Origin of the sequence: Paenibacillus sp. AD87 (assembly GCF_001659845.1) — a bacterium.
Classification (GTDB): Bacteria; Bacillota; Bacilli; order Paenibacillales; family Paenibacillaceae; genus Paenibacillus; species Paenibacillus marchantiae.
Genome location: NZ_LXQN01000007.1, coordinates 1,624,986 through 1,638,478, shown reverse-complemented (window position 1 = coordinate 1,638,478; position 13,493 = coordinate 1,624,986). Strand labels below are relative to the sequence as shown.

Annotated in this window: 9 protein-coding genes and 1 riboswitch; of the genes, 3 read left to right on the top strand and 6 right to left on the bottom strand. The window is 44.3% G+C overall.

Annotation, left to right across the window (positions count from 1 at the left end; all coding sequences use genetic code 11):
• Window positions 1-62 precede the first annotated feature (62 nt).
• The 3 genes from gpAD87_RS07480 to gpAD87_RS07470 all read right to left on the bottom strand — a co-directional run bounded on the left by gpAD87_RS07480 (window position 63) and on the right by gpAD87_RS07470 (window position 3,387).
• The gene (locus gpAD87_RS07480) at window positions 63-731 is read right to left on the bottom strand and encodes a 3D domain-containing protein (RefSeq protein WP_063562812.1); all 669 of its coding nucleotides are present in this window, start codon (window positions 729-731) and stop codon (window positions 63-65) included.
• A 2-nt stretch (window positions 732-733) separates the two neighbouring features.
• Window positions 734-930, bottom strand: a riboswitch (cyclic di-AMP (ydaO/yuaA leader).
• A 284-nt stretch (window positions 931-1,214) separates the two neighbouring features.
• Window positions 1,215-1,937 (bottom strand): amino acid ABC transporter ATP-binding protein, encoded by a 723-nt coding sequence (locus gpAD87_RS07475; protein WP_064637190.1) that lies wholly within the window; start codon window positions 1,935-1,937, stop codon window positions 1,215-1,217.
• Window positions 1,924-3,387 (bottom strand): ABC transporter substrate-binding protein/permease, encoded by a 1,464-nt coding sequence (locus gpAD87_RS07470; RefSeq protein WP_064637188.1) that lies wholly within the window; start codon window positions 3,385-3,387, stop codon window positions 1,924-1,926. Before gpAD87_RS07470 ends, gpAD87_RS07475 begins: the two co-directional genes overlap by 14 nt.
• Before the next feature lie 181 nt (window positions 3,388-3,568).
• Here gpAD87_RS07470 and gpAD87_RS07465 point away from each other — a divergent pair, with 181 nt between their 5' ends.
• The gene (locus gpAD87_RS07465; RefSeq protein WP_064637186.1) at window positions 3,569-4,744 is read left to right on the top strand and encodes a M20 family metallopeptidase; all 1,176 of its coding nucleotides are present in this window, start codon (window positions 3,569-3,571) and stop codon (window positions 4,742-4,744) included.
• Window positions 4,745-4,987: 243 nt separating this feature from the next.
• The gene (locus gpAD87_RS07460; protein ID WP_064637184.1) at window positions 4,988-6,739 is read left to right on the top strand and encodes an alpha-glycosidase; all 1,752 of its coding nucleotides are present in this window, start codon (window positions 4,988-4,990) and stop codon (window positions 6,737-6,739) included.
• Between the two features lie 90 nt (window positions 6,740-6,829).
• On the opposite strand, the gene gpAD87_RS07455 is transcribed toward gpAD87_RS07460, so the two are convergent.
• The 3 genes from gpAD87_RS07455 to glgB all read right to left on the bottom strand — a co-directional run bounded on the left by gpAD87_RS07455 (window position 6,830) and on the right by glgB (window position 12,107).
• Window positions 6,830-8,536, bottom strand: a complete 1,707-nt coding sequence (locus gpAD87_RS07455; protein WP_064637182.1) for a right-handed parallel beta-helix repeat-containing protein — start codon at window positions 8,534-8,536, stop codon at window positions 6,830-6,832.
• 74 nt (window positions 8,537-8,610) lie between these two features.
• A complete protein-coding gene (gene glgA / locus gpAD87_RS07450; protein ID WP_064637180.1) occupies window positions 8,611-10,053 on the bottom strand; it encodes a glycogen synthase GlgA in 1,443 nt (480 codons plus the stop codon).
• A complete protein-coding gene (gene glgB, locus gpAD87_RS07445) occupies window positions 10,050-12,107 on the bottom strand; it encodes a 1,4-alpha-glucan branching protein GlgB (RefSeq protein ID WP_269453494.1) in 2,058 nt (685 codons plus the stop codon). Before glgB ends, glgA begins: the two co-directional genes overlap by 4 nt.
• Before the next feature lie 159 nt (window positions 12,108-12,266).
• On the opposite strand from glgB, the gene gpAD87_RS07440 reads away from it, so the two are divergent.
• Entirely contained in the window at window positions 12,267-13,493 is a 1,227-nt protein-coding gene (locus tag gpAD87_RS07440) for a glucose-1-phosphate adenylyltransferase (protein WP_064637178.1), read from the top strand.

Here is a 13,493-nt window from a genome sequence, read left to right as displayed (position 1 = left end):
TTTATTGTTTAATTTAGATTTAGTTGGAGTCACATATGATGATGTGCAGCTACGCTTTGATTTTATTTCAAAATGTAAAGTTCAACATCCTGAATACCAAATGTGCTCACGGATTGCTTGCTGCCAGGAATAAAGATATCGATCTTGTGACCTTTAATGGCACTACCCACATCACGAGCCGTTGCGACAAATGCCTGTTTTGGCAGTCCGGGATGTGTATGACCTGTCACCAGTACCTTTGTACCCAATGGAATGATACTCGGGTCTACTGCAATGGTACCCAATTCAAGCGGATTACCGAAGTAATCCACAGCACCCCATCCTCCATTTTCGGAAGCGTCTGCGGAGTATGCTGTTGCTTTGACGTCGACAGCTTTGCTGTAATCAAACGTTTTACCCCAGGCTTGTACAACTTTACTATCTGCATTAACGTCAAGGCTTGCGGCAGTTACCGTTTTGGCCTCCGTTTTAGCTGCTGCAGCAGAAGCAGTGTTCGTTGTTTTACCAGGGATCGTAATTTTCAAACCACCATAAATGTTGTAAGCTGAAATGTCATTGTTAGCTTTAATAAGAGCGTTAAGTCCAACTCCATATTGTTTGGATAAGGTGTAGAAGGTATCCCCCTCTTTGGCCACATGAACTGAATCAGCATGAGCCGGAACGGCCTGAATGAGCATTGCTGCTGTCAGCAAAGCTGTTGCTGTTTTGGCTATACGTTTCTTGTTAATCATGGTCTTCCTCCCTCATTATGCCTGCGAAGTTAGTTGTCGGATTCGGATGGAGGAAACCACCCTATAGGTTCAATTACATTCATAATTTATGTAGCCCTAATTCACCCCAAGCCGTGTGCAAATGATTCTTCCCCAAGCACACTCTGCATCGTTACATCCCCCACACTCCCAACTCCGGAAGTTTCGGCAGGAACAAATATATCACAACTTTGTAACCAAGAGTCGTAGTAAATGTTACCATCTGGCTAATTCACTTCAATATTTTTGCTGAATTCAAGCGACTTTTTCAAAAAAATGTCTATTTGAGCTTATATCGTTGATGACAGAAACGTTACTTTTTATGTAAATCCGTGCGTATTCACACGCACAAAACAATCCCTGCCGACAGGTCGCCGACAGGGATCTATGAGGGAATAAGAATTCTCATCCACAGTATATATTTTGCATTTTCATCCAATTCATCCTAATGATGACTTGGATGGATTAGAGCACTTTAGCAAGGAAGTCACGTGTACGTGCATGCTTAGGCTCACCAAACACTTCAGCAGGTGTTCCTTCTTCTACAATAACCCCACCATCCATGAACAGGATGCGGTCCCCTACTTCGCGTGCGAAGCCCATCTCATGCGTTACAATAACCATAGTCATGCCGCCCTCTGCAAGCCGCTTCATGACATCCAGTACTTCACCGACCATTTCAGGGTCCAGTGCTGAAGTAGGCTCGTCAAACAGCATGACATGCGGCTGCATCGCAAGCGCTCTTGCAATAGCGATCCGTTGTTTCTGTCCACCGGACAGCTGATTTGGATAAGCGTCTTTTTTGTCAGACAGGCCAACCGTCTTGAGCAAATCTGCGCAGATTTGTTCCGCTTTCTGTGCAGATTGTTTTTTCACTTTAATGGGAGCAATCGTAATGTTCTGCTGCACCGTTTTGTGCGGGAACAGATTGAAATGCTGGAAAACCATCCCCATTTTTTCACGAGTTGCATTAATGTTGTGTTTAGGGTCAGTGATCGAAACTCCCTCAAAGTCAATCTCACCGGAAGTAGGCTGCTCCAATAAGTTCAGACAACGCAAAAAGGTACTTTTCCCCGATCCGGACGGACCGATGACCACGACAACCTCGCCTTTACCAATTGTTACGTTAATGCCCTTGAGCACATCGTTATTTCCATATGATTTGTGTAATTGTCTAACGTCTATCACTTGCACTCAACTTCCTTTCCAGTCGACCCAGCAGCTTGGACAAAATGAACGTCAGCACAAAGTAAATGGCCGCTGCAATCAGGAATGGATTCATTCCTTGGTACGTAATGTTTTTGACTACACTTGCCTGATACATAATGTCCACCATACCAATAACCGAGATGATGGAGGATTCCTTGATAATGGTCACGAACTCATTACCGATCGCTGGCAACACCGCTTTGAACGCTTGTGGGAGCACGATGAAGCGCATTGCCGCACCTCTGCCCATTCCCAGGGACCGAGCTGCTTCCAGTTGGCCTCGATCCACACCCTGTATACCTGCGCGGAAAATTTCAGCAAGATAGGCACCACTATTAATGGATAGTGTGATAATCCCCGCCTGAAGCGGCGAAAATGTAATACCAAACGTCAAGGCAAGCCCGTAATAGATAATCATCAACTGAACCAGCATTGGTGTACCACGAATAACTTCAACGTAAGCTGTTCCGATCCAACGCAGAATTGAAACGTCATGCAGACGTAACAGACAGATGATCAAACCGATAATTACCCCGAATATTACACCGAGTGCAGACAGTAAGAGGGTGTAACCTACACCTGTTGCGTAAAAGCTTTTGTACTCCCAGAACACTTGAAAAATGTTTTGATCTTTTTTCACCTTGTCTGCCATCAACTGGCTTGCCTCGGTAACCAACTGATCGATTTTATTTTCGCTTTTCAGACGCTCGAGCGTTCCGTTCACTGCATTCAGCAATTCCGTATTGCCCTTACGAATCCCGATTGCCGCTTCGGCCTGCTCTTCATCTGGAATAGCTGGAGCTAATCCAATCACATCATCCAGATAACCGGCAGCCACCGTATCTTCAACGATCGCAGCATTTACACGATTGGTCTGCAATTGCAGCACGATATCAGATATTTTATCAAGTGCTGTCAGTTTTGCGCCTGGGATTCCCTGGCCAATCGTTTCCTGAATGGAGCCTTTTTGAACTCCAATCTTTTCATTTTCCAGATCAGCCATGGTTGGATATTTATCTTTATCCGCATTGCGAATCATGATGACTTGCTTTGATTTATAATAGGTATCGGAGAAGTCAATGCTTTGTCTACGATCATCCGTTGGCGTCATTCCCGAGATGACCATATCCACACGACCACTCTGTAACGCAGGAAGAAGTCCGTCAAAACCCATATCCTCTATTACAAGCTCTGCGCCTAAATCGGCAGCAATTTCTTTAGCAATCGAAATATCAAATCCGACTATTTGGTCTTTACCATCAATCACTTTATGGAATTCATATGGTGCAAAATCGGCACTTGTACCGAGCACCAGCTTTTTACTGCCTGAATTGCCTGTAGTTCCCGCTGCCGACGCAACAGGTGCAACCGTAGTTAGCAAGACCACAAGAGCTAGCAGCATCATGGTGTAACGACTAATCAATTTCAACCCTGTTCTCCCCTTATAATACTTTGTATGCTTTCTGTTGTTGATGCCTGAGTCATTATAAAGTAGAATGCATGATTATGCAATGCATTTCGACATTACAAATCCTGACTAGTTTCTGAAAAATAACCGCAACTATGATATAATTATTGAATTATTTTCATTTTTGCTTAAGGAGTCCACCATGACACACACCAAAACACAAATTTTAACTGTAATTGATCAATATGCTTCCCGTTTTAAAGAGATTTCATCATACATTGGTGCCAATCCGGAACTTGGTAACGAAGAATACCTTGCCTCTGCTCGGTTAAAAGAAGAACTTGACTACCACGGTTTTTCCGTAGAAGCTCCTGTTCTTGGCATAGACACCGCATTCATCGGTACGTATGCTGCATCCAAACCAGGTCCGACTATTGCCCTGTTATGTGAATACGACGCACTTCCGGAAATCGGTCATGCTTGTGGACACCATCTAATCTGCATGATGAGCCTCGGAGCTGCGGTAGGTCTGAAGTCCATACTGGATGAAGTGGGCGGAACATTAAAAGTATTCGGTACACCAGCGGAAGAAACGCGTGGCGCTAAAGTTCCTATGGCTGAAGCAGGGTTATTTGATGACTGTGATGTCGCGCTAATGGCTCACCCTTACTACGCCTATGAGAAATCTGGAAGCTCCCTGGCTATTGATGCCGTACAATTTGAATTCCATGGGAAATCTTCACATGCTGCTGCAAGTCCACATGAAGGCATTAATGCTCTGGATGCGGTGATCCAGACATTTAATGGCATTAATGCGTTCCGACAACAAGTGAAAAGCACGGTTCGTATTCACGGTGTTATCAATAGCGGAGGACAGGCAGCCAATATCATTCCTGACTATGCTTCAGCCCAATTCTATGTACGTGCCTCGACGAGAAAAGAGTTGAATATTCTCACTCAACGCGTAATTCAGATCGCGGAAGGTTCTGCTCTGCAAACCGGATGCCGGCTTGTTACATCTAATTATGAGACTTCCTATGATGAGATGGTCACGAATGAATCATTATCTGCTGCTTTTAGTGCTAATCTGCTTGAACTCGGCATTTCTCAAGAGGAGCTCGTGAGTGGTAACGACCATGGTTCTATGGATATTGGTAACGTGTCCTTGCGTTGTCCTGCGATCCATCCTTATATCCGTGTTGTGGACGAAGTTCATACGCTTCATTCCATTGAATTCCGTGATCTGGCGCTTCAGGAACGGGCCCTGGATGGTATGATCCTTGGAGCCAAGGCACTTGCTGCAACTGCTTATGATGTTCTTACACAGCCTGAATTGCTGCAAACCATTCAAACAGAATTTAAGCAAGCAAGTCGCTAAGTTTTTCGCAAAATGCTGCGTATTAACAGTAGGGTGTTCTGCAGGACTGCATTTTGGGTCTTAAGGAGCGCCCTTTTTGTTATCATAAATACGTATATACGGACACAAGCTGGAAATGCTGTGAAAAGAAAACGTTGAAAAATGTTGAAATTTTTACATTTAGCGGCTGCACTTATGGTTCACATGCTGTCTAACTTGGTTATTTATAGCTATAACTTTATCTTAAGTTCAGGAGGTGTTGTCATGCTGCTCGAAGCGATGTACCACGTTCCCCGCGATAAATGGGCTTATGCTTATAATCCCTCGACGATTCACCTGCGTGTACGAACGAAGAGAGACGATGTACAATATGTGACTGCACTGACTGGTGATAAATACGATTGGAATGGAACCTATAAGGAAATTCAATTGGAGAAAGCGGCTTCTGACAGTATGTTTGATTATTGGGAAACGGCAGTTAAGCCCAAATTTAAGCGTCTGACTTACATCTTCCGTATTACCGCCGGTACCGAAAATATATATCTGGCTGATAACGGAATTCATTATGCTCCCCCGTACCCTACAGGAGGATATTATGAATTTTCCTACATTCATGAAATTGATGTATTTAAGGTTCCCGAATGGGCCAAAGAAGCCGTGTTCTACCAAATCATGACGGAAAGGTTTGCTAATGGCAATCCCGACCTGAACCCTGAAGGAACCCAGGAATGGGGTGGCCGACCTGAACTGGATAACTACTTTGGCGGAGACCTGCAAGGTGTGCTCAATCACCTGGACGATCTGACTAAACTCGGTGTTAATGCCATTTACTTTACCCCGCTGTTCCAAGCAAACTCCTACCATAAATACGATACCGTTGATTATAAAAAAGTAGACCCTCATTTCGGGGATAATGAAATGCTCAAAAAAGTAGCAGAACAATGTCATCGCCGCGGAATCCGTGTCATGCTAGATGCGGTTTTTAACCATTGCAGCGAAGACTTCCCTCCTTTTCAGGATGTCCTGAAGAATGGAAAAAACTCCAAATATGCAGACTGGTTTCATATCAATGAATATCCGGTGCAGATCATGGATGGTATACCAACCTACGATACCTTTGGGTTTTATGGCAATATGCCCAAGTTCAACACCGCCAATCCAGAAGTAAAAGACTATTTGCTTGATGTGGCTGAATACTGGATCAAGGAGATTAAACTCGACGGTTGGCGACTCGATGTTGCGAATGAAGTGGATAACCATTTTTGGCGCGATTTCCGCAAAGTGGTCAAAACCGCCAATCCGGAAGCCTATATTGTAGGCGAAGTATGGAGTGATTCCCTGACCTGGCTTATGGGAGATCAATTTGATTCCGTAATGAACTACCCTTTTGCTGACAAGGTGCTTGAGTTCTTCTGTGGTTCGATGGATGGTTATAACTTCGCTAACGAGATGGGATCACTCATTATGCGTTACCCACAACAGACGAATGAAGTCATCTTTAACATGCTGTGCAGTCATGATACCCCACGTCTGCTTACTCGGGCTGGAGAAGACAAACGCAGATTAAAATTGTCGGTTGTGTTTCTTTTCACTTATATTGGTACACCCTGTATATTCTATGGGGATGAGGTTGGTATACGCGGTGAAAGTGACCCGGATTGCCGTAAATGCATGCAATGGGATCCTGCCAAGCAAGATCAGGAGCTTTATGACTTCTACCGCCTGATGATTGATTTGCGAAAAAGTAATGAAGCTCTGCGCAAAGGTCGCTTCCGTTTTTTGAAGGCCGATCACAATGATCCATGCATCATTTATGAACGTATGGATGACACTCTTCACTTCACAGTGTGGATGAACAATACTCCGCAAGAACGTACCCTGTCACATCCGATGGAAACCAAGGACTGGAAGGATGCACTAACCGAAGATGCTGTTGTTCCCACCAATGGAATGATGAATATTAAACTTGATCCTTACGGATACCGTATTTTGTATAGACAATTGGAACCGAGTTAACTAATTTCCAGAAAACTCCTGAAATATTGAATGACCCTTTAATGATCATCGGATACTTCAGGAGTTTTCTAACGAAAAGCTGAACTAAAGCTATAACTTCGTCGTTTTTAAATCCCCTTTTGCATCTATAGTTATTCTCCATCGTGTAGAATTCGGACCAAGCATGACAATTTCATTTACTAATTGAACTAACGTTCCATTATTATCTTTAACCAGATCAACCACTACGTTTTTCCCATTTGTAAAAGGACTTGCGCCAAAGAGATAACGTCCCGTCGCACTTGCCGCAACCATCAGCATGTTATCTCTTATGATGTTTCCCTCCACCGTATTATTAACAATATCCAGATGCACTGCCCACCATGTCCCCTCATATTTCAAACGATTTCCAGTTATGATATTGTTCGAGCCACGTAATTGTATACATGTACCTTTTCCTGCAACTGAATTATGAGATAAGGTACAATCATTATGCAAACTGACCATTCGGTCAGGATTGGTCGTCTCAAAGCCGGGCTCAATGATGTTGCTCGATGCAATCACTCCATTGGCAATATCCATGGCTATGCCCGCTTGGGCAATGTAATTACCTTTTACGATAATATGACCATCCGCGACAATTCCCCAGTGTTTTCCTCTTGGAATGATGATGTTGTCAGATATAATTCCGATGTACATGCCTTCTGCACCTGTACTGGTTTTAGCTTCAATGGCAGCAGTAGCACTTGGTCTTAAAATGGTGTCGATCAGGTTGCCCTGGATTACAAACAAATGGTTGCTCAGACCGTTGGGATTGTATCGGGAGGGAAAGAAAGATACCGAAATGACAGAAGTGATTTGGATATCCTTAAAGACATTGGAGGTTACAAAGGCACCTTCGAAACCGATAAGCCCCACGCCAAATGCTGTTCCATTCAGGCTGTTTCCATGTATATGCAGATTTTTGGCTCCAGTCTCGCCACCCTCATTGTTACAGGTAATCCCGCCGCCTACTGAAGGCATATTACTCACTTGTTGTCCGCCTGAAAAAGCAGCATAATCTGGATCACTGGATAATACAGGAGTGTGCAGAAAGTTATCGGTGATCGAAACATGCCATGTTCCCTTGACCAGAATGCCATCCCCAAGATATCGGTAACAGTCATTCTCACGAATCACCACAAAAACCAAATGACTCCGAACTGCAATCGGTTCTTCTCCCAAGTGATGAAGTTTATTGTTTCTTATCACGACATTTCGGGCGGGATTGTCTTGACTGCTGGAACCATTGACTCCAATGCCATCGGTAAATTTACTAATATCGTTATTTTGCAACAATACATTGCTTGAATTCTCGATGTATAAACCTGTCTTGTTTTTACTCCAAGCTGCTTGAGTCGTACGAACCAAAGTCACGCCACTAATCTCTACATGATTGCTTCCTTCAATTCGGATTCCCTGATCCGAAACCTCCAATATTGCTCCTGGCAACGCCTTGATGATGACAGATCTTCCACTAAACGTATAGAACCAGCCCGCCTTGATAACTTTATAGTGCCCTGGCGTAAATAATAAAACATCACCTTCTTGTGCTGAGTCAAAAAAAGCTTTGATCTGGGCTGTCTGATCGCTTCCATCTCCGGGAGCAAAACTCCTCACATTTATAAAGCTGCCTGTCAGCGTGGATTGCATAGCGGCGATATTCCCCATGATCTGGCCAAACATTTCATTCATTTTGACGGCATTATACCCGTCGGCACTGCTTAAAGCCTGCAAATTAGGATTGTAAGTAGAGGTAAAATTAATGTAGTTGTTCATTTTAAATTCGCCTCCTCCTTATGATCGTACAAAAAAGCCACAGTACGAATATACTGCGGCTCATTTGTGCAATTCTATTTCACAGATTCAAGCGTTATGCGGCGATAAATATCCATATACTCTTCAGCTGAGACGTTCCAGCTGTAATCTCCGCTCATTGCATTTTTCACGATCTTTTTCCAGTGCCCTGGCTGACGGTAAAATTCTTCAGCACGTCGAATGGTGTTCATCATATCATGGGCGTTAAAGCTGGTGAAAGAGAATCCATTCCCCTCACCGCTGAATTCATTGTATGCCTGCACTGTATCGTTCAGACCCCCTGTTTCCCGGACAAGTGGTACACTGCCATAACGGAGTGCAAGCAACTGGCTAATGCCACATGGCTCAAACCGTGATGGCATCAAGAACAGATCACTGCCGGCATAAAAACGGCGGGATAACCCATCATTGAAGGTAATCTGAGCAGACATTTTCAGCGGATAACGATTAGCTGCCTCACGGAACCAGTGCTCATAAGCCGGATCCCCGGTACCCAATACTGCGAATTGAATGTCGTCATAATACAATAATTCATCCAATACACGACATACCAGATCCAAACCTTTGGAATCCACAAGTCTTGTAACCATCACCATAAGTGGAACATCCGGACGTACAGGCAATCCTAATTCCTTTTGCAGCTCGATCTTGTTCTCGATTTTCTTGGACAGGCTGGTTCTGTATTTAACCGCAATTTTATTGTCCGCTGCCGGGTTGTAACTCTTCGTGTCAATACCGTTGACAATCCCACTGAAACGATCGCCCAATGAACTGAGCAATCCATCCAGACCATAGCCATAGTAAGAGGTTTGTACTTCCTTGGCGTAGGTAGGGCTGACGGTTGTTACATGATCCGCAAAAACGACTCCTGCTTTCAGGAAATTGACATTGCCATAATATTCTGCTCCGTCCACCGTGAAATACCTATCATCCAGCTCAAGCAAATCACTGAATAAATCATGTGGAAACACACCTTGATATAACAGGTTATGTATCGTAAAAACGGTTTTCATCTCACTATAAAAGGGATCATGAGCAAAGTGAGCTTCCAGTAGTAAAGGAATCATACCCGCGTGCCAATCGTGACTGTGCAGCACATCCGGCTTGAATTGAATTTGAGGCAACACCTCAAGAACAGCACGATTGAAGAAGGCAAAACGCTCCCCGTCATCCATATACCCATACACGCCATCCCGTCCAAAATAGTATTCATTGTCTACAAAGTAGACAGGAATCCCGTCATGAACCAGCATCTCTATTCCACAATAAGGTCTGCGCCAACCAAGAGGAACATCTGTCGTGATCACAGGCTCCATCGCCTCTTTATACTCATCCGGGATGCCCTTGTATTTGGGTAAAATGACACGAACATCTGCCCCACTCTTCTTTAGTGCCTGTGGTAATGCGCCGATGACGTCAGCAAGGCCTCCTGTTTTGATAAATGGATGTACTTCAGCAGCAGCAAATAGAATATTCATGCCTTCGTCCTCCTTTTGGGTTTAACTGTAGTGCTTTCTTTTGTTTTACTGGTTTTAGTGGTACTGGCTTTTGCTCTGACGGATTGAACTTCAAGGGGCAGTGCATCCGTTTTCCGACGTGTGTTCTTTTTTAAAATAACTACACTTAGCGGTGGCAAAATAACTTCCAGACTATGTGGTTGCCCATGAAAAGGAATCTTTTCTGTAGTAAGCTGCATATCATTGATAATGCCTGATCCGCCGTAATCGGAATGATCACTGTTCAGTACTTCGGTATACATACCGGGACGCATGACACCAATCCGGTAACGCTCCCGCTTGACTGGCTGAAAGTTAATGAGCACAAGGAGTGTATCCGCAGATTTTTTTCCTTTGCGAACATATGAAATGACACTTTGGTCCTGATCATCCGGAGTGATCCATTCATAACCGTCAAAGGAATGATCAAGCTCCCACAAAGCTTTTTCGCCCAAGTATAGCTCGGACAGATCCCGTTCAAACTTGTGGAGTTTACGGTGACTGTCATAGTTCAGCAAAAACCAGTCCAGTTCATCTTCATCTTTCCATTCGATAAACTGGCCGAATTCTCCACCCATAAACAGCAGTTTTTTGCCTGGGAATGTCATAAAGTACCCCATGAAGGCACGCATGCCGGCAAACTTCTGCTCGTATGTTCCTGGCATCTTGTCTAGGAGCGACTTTTTGCCATGAACGACCTCGTCATGAGACAGAGGAAGCACGTAATTTTCAGCAAAGGAGTATACGACTGGGAATGTCAGCAAATGATGTTTGGAAGGACGTTCGTGAAAATCCGATTCCATGTATTCAAGTGTATCGTTCATCCAACCCATGTTCCATTTGTAGTTGAACCCTAACCCACCCTGATCTACTGGCGAAGTAACCATCGGCCATGCACTGGATTCTTCTGCCATCATCAGAGCATAGGGAAAGTACTTGAAGATCGTTTCATTCAACTGCTGCAAAAAAGCAACAGCTTCCTTGTTTTCCAGGCCACCTTCGTTATTCGTTCGGTATTGTCCTGGCTGCTTTTCGAAATCCAACTTAAGCATACTGGTTACCGCGTCGACCCGAAGTCCGTCGAAATGGAACATCTCCATCCAATACAACGCATTAGAGATCAAAAACGAACGAATCTCGGGTTTAGAGTAGTCAAAACTGAGTGTGCCCCAGCCTGGTCTCTCTGCTAACAGTGGATCTGCATATTCATACAAGGGCGATCCATCGAACATACGCAAGCCATGAGCATCCTTCGCAAAATGTGCGGGGACCCAATCGAGCAAAACGCCTATTCCTGCCTCATGTAGAGTATCAACTAGATACATCAGATCTTTAGGCTGCCCGTAACGGCTGGTTGGCGCAAAAAATCCTGTGTTTTGATACCCCCACGAAAGGTCGTAAGGATGTTCACTTAGTGGCATCATCTCAACATGGGTATATTTCATTTCCAATAAATAAGGAACAAGCAAGTCCGCAAGTTCACGATAACTGTAGAGTGTGCCGTCCTCTTTCCGTTTCCAGGTTCCAGCATGCATTTCATAAATATGTAGAGGTTTGTTATATACGCCTCGTTGTTTACGTCTCCATGCGCCATCATTCCATTTGTAACCTTCGATGGAGCTGGTGACAGAGGCCGTACGCGGACGAACTTCGGCCTGGTAAGCATAGGGGTCAGCTTTAAGCAATTCGGTACCTTCTTCCGTTAATATACGGAATTTGTATAATGTTCCTTCACTGATTTCCGGAATAAAACGACTCCAAAATCCAGAATCGGGTATCTTATATAAAGGTTCCTGTTCACCTTTCCATCCATTACGGTCTAAAGCCAGGCCTACTTCTGTGGCATTCGGAGCCCACACGGTAAAACGATACCCCTGACGATGATCTTCGATCGCAGGCTGTGCGCCCATTATTCGATAACTGTGATGAAGGTTTCCTTCATGAAACAAATAAATGTGCTCCGGCGAAATTTCCGGGTTTGTTAACGGTTGAATGGCCAAGAGATCACCTTCTTCTCCAGAAAATAGATATAACATTAACCATTACCCCATTCTAGCCAAGTTGAAAAGAAAAATGCGGTGTGTAAAAAAATGTTGTAATTTTTCAGGATTTTTACAGTATACATCGTTTCAATAGCTCCGCATTGCGTTTATGTATGTACTACACTGGACAAATATCTTGGGAGGGAAACGATTATGTTTAATAAAGATTGCATCGCTATGCTGTTGGCGGGAGGAGAAGGGAAGCGATTAGCCCCTTTAACCTCAAGTATCGCAAAACCCGCTGTACCGTTTGGCGGGCACTACCGGATTATCGATTTTCCTCTCAGCAACTGCGTAAACTCAGGCATCGACACTGTAGGTGTTCTGACGCAGTATCAAGCTGATTCATTACATGATCACATTGGTGGAGGAGAACCTTGGGGACATGGTACTTCAAGTGAGGCAGGAATTTCCTTACTTCCATCTTATCATACAGGAAATGACGAATACTTGGGAACCGCGGATGCTATTTATAAAAATATTGACTATATTGACCAACAAAACCCCGAAAATGTTCTAATTTTGTCGGGTGACCATATCTATCATATGAATTATCGTGAAATGCTGGAAGCTCATACAGCGAATGAAGCGGTAGCGACGATCTCCGTTATGGAGGTTCCTTGGGAGGAAGCCCATCGCTTCGGCATTATGGCAGCGGATGAGAATCTGAGAGTTACCGAGTTTGCCGAGAAACCGGCCGAACCGAAAAGTAATTTGGCTTCCATGGGCATTTACATGTTCAAATGGGAATACCTGAAGCGCCACTTGCTCGAAGATGCCGCTAATCCGGAATCCAGCCATGACTTCGGTAAAGATGTGATTCCTCAAATGTTGAATGAGAATACCCCTCTCTTCGTATATAACTTCAATGGTTATTGGAAAGACGTGGGTACCGTGAAGAGTTTATGGGATGCGCACATGGATCTGCTTCATAACGATGAAGACTGGAGCCTGCAAAAAGAAGACTGGCCGATGTTTACTCGTGACTGGAGAACTAAACCAAGTGCATACAAATCACGTAATACACGTGCTGAGCTCCTGCACTCCATGATCCATGAATCCTGCTCCATTGATGGCCGGGCTGAACGTTCTGTTATTTTCTGCGGAGCCGAAGTTGGTAAAGGTTCTGAAGTTAAAGACAGCGTGATTATGCCAAATGCACGGGTAGGTCGCGGTGTTCACATCGAACGCGCCATCATTGGCGAAGGTGCCATTATTAAAGACGGTGCCATTGTCAAAGGTACGGCGGATGAAATCGTGGTTGTCGGACCAAATGAGATTGTCTCCGCCAAACCGGCTGTACGCACACAACCTGTACGCATGCTGAAAGATGTTTATGAAAAAAGTGGGCGTCTGCGCGCTGGTGAACTTTCTTCATAA

Bases quoted from the DNA above. Each gene is read 5' to 3' on its own strand.
- gpAD87_RS07440 (WP_064637178.1), top strand. From the start codon at position 12,267: ATGTTTAATAAAGATTGCATCGCTATGCTGTTGGCGGGAGGAGAAGGG.
- gpAD87_RS07455 (WP_064637182.1), bottom strand. From the start codon at position 8,536: ATGAACAACTACATTAATTTTACCTCTACTTACAATCCTAATTTGCAG.
- gpAD87_RS07460 (WP_064637184.1), top strand. From the start codon at position 4,988: ATGCTGCTCGAAGCGATGTACCACGTTCCCCGCGATAAATGGGCTTAT.
- gpAD87_RS07480 (WP_063562812.1), bottom strand. From the start codon at position 731: ATGATTAACAAGAAACGTATAGCCAAAACAGCAACAGCTTTGCTGACA.
- gpAD87_RS07465 (WP_064637186.1), top strand. From the start codon at position 3,569: ATGACACACACCAAAACACAAATTTTAACTGTAATTGATCAATATGCT.
- glgB (WP_269453494.1), bottom strand. From the start codon at position 12,107: ATGTTATATCTATTTTCTGGAGAAGAAGGTGATCTCTTGGCCATTCAA.
- glgA (WP_064637180.1), bottom strand. From the start codon at position 10,053: ATGAATATTCTATTTGCTGCTGCTGAAGTACATCCATTTATCAAAACA.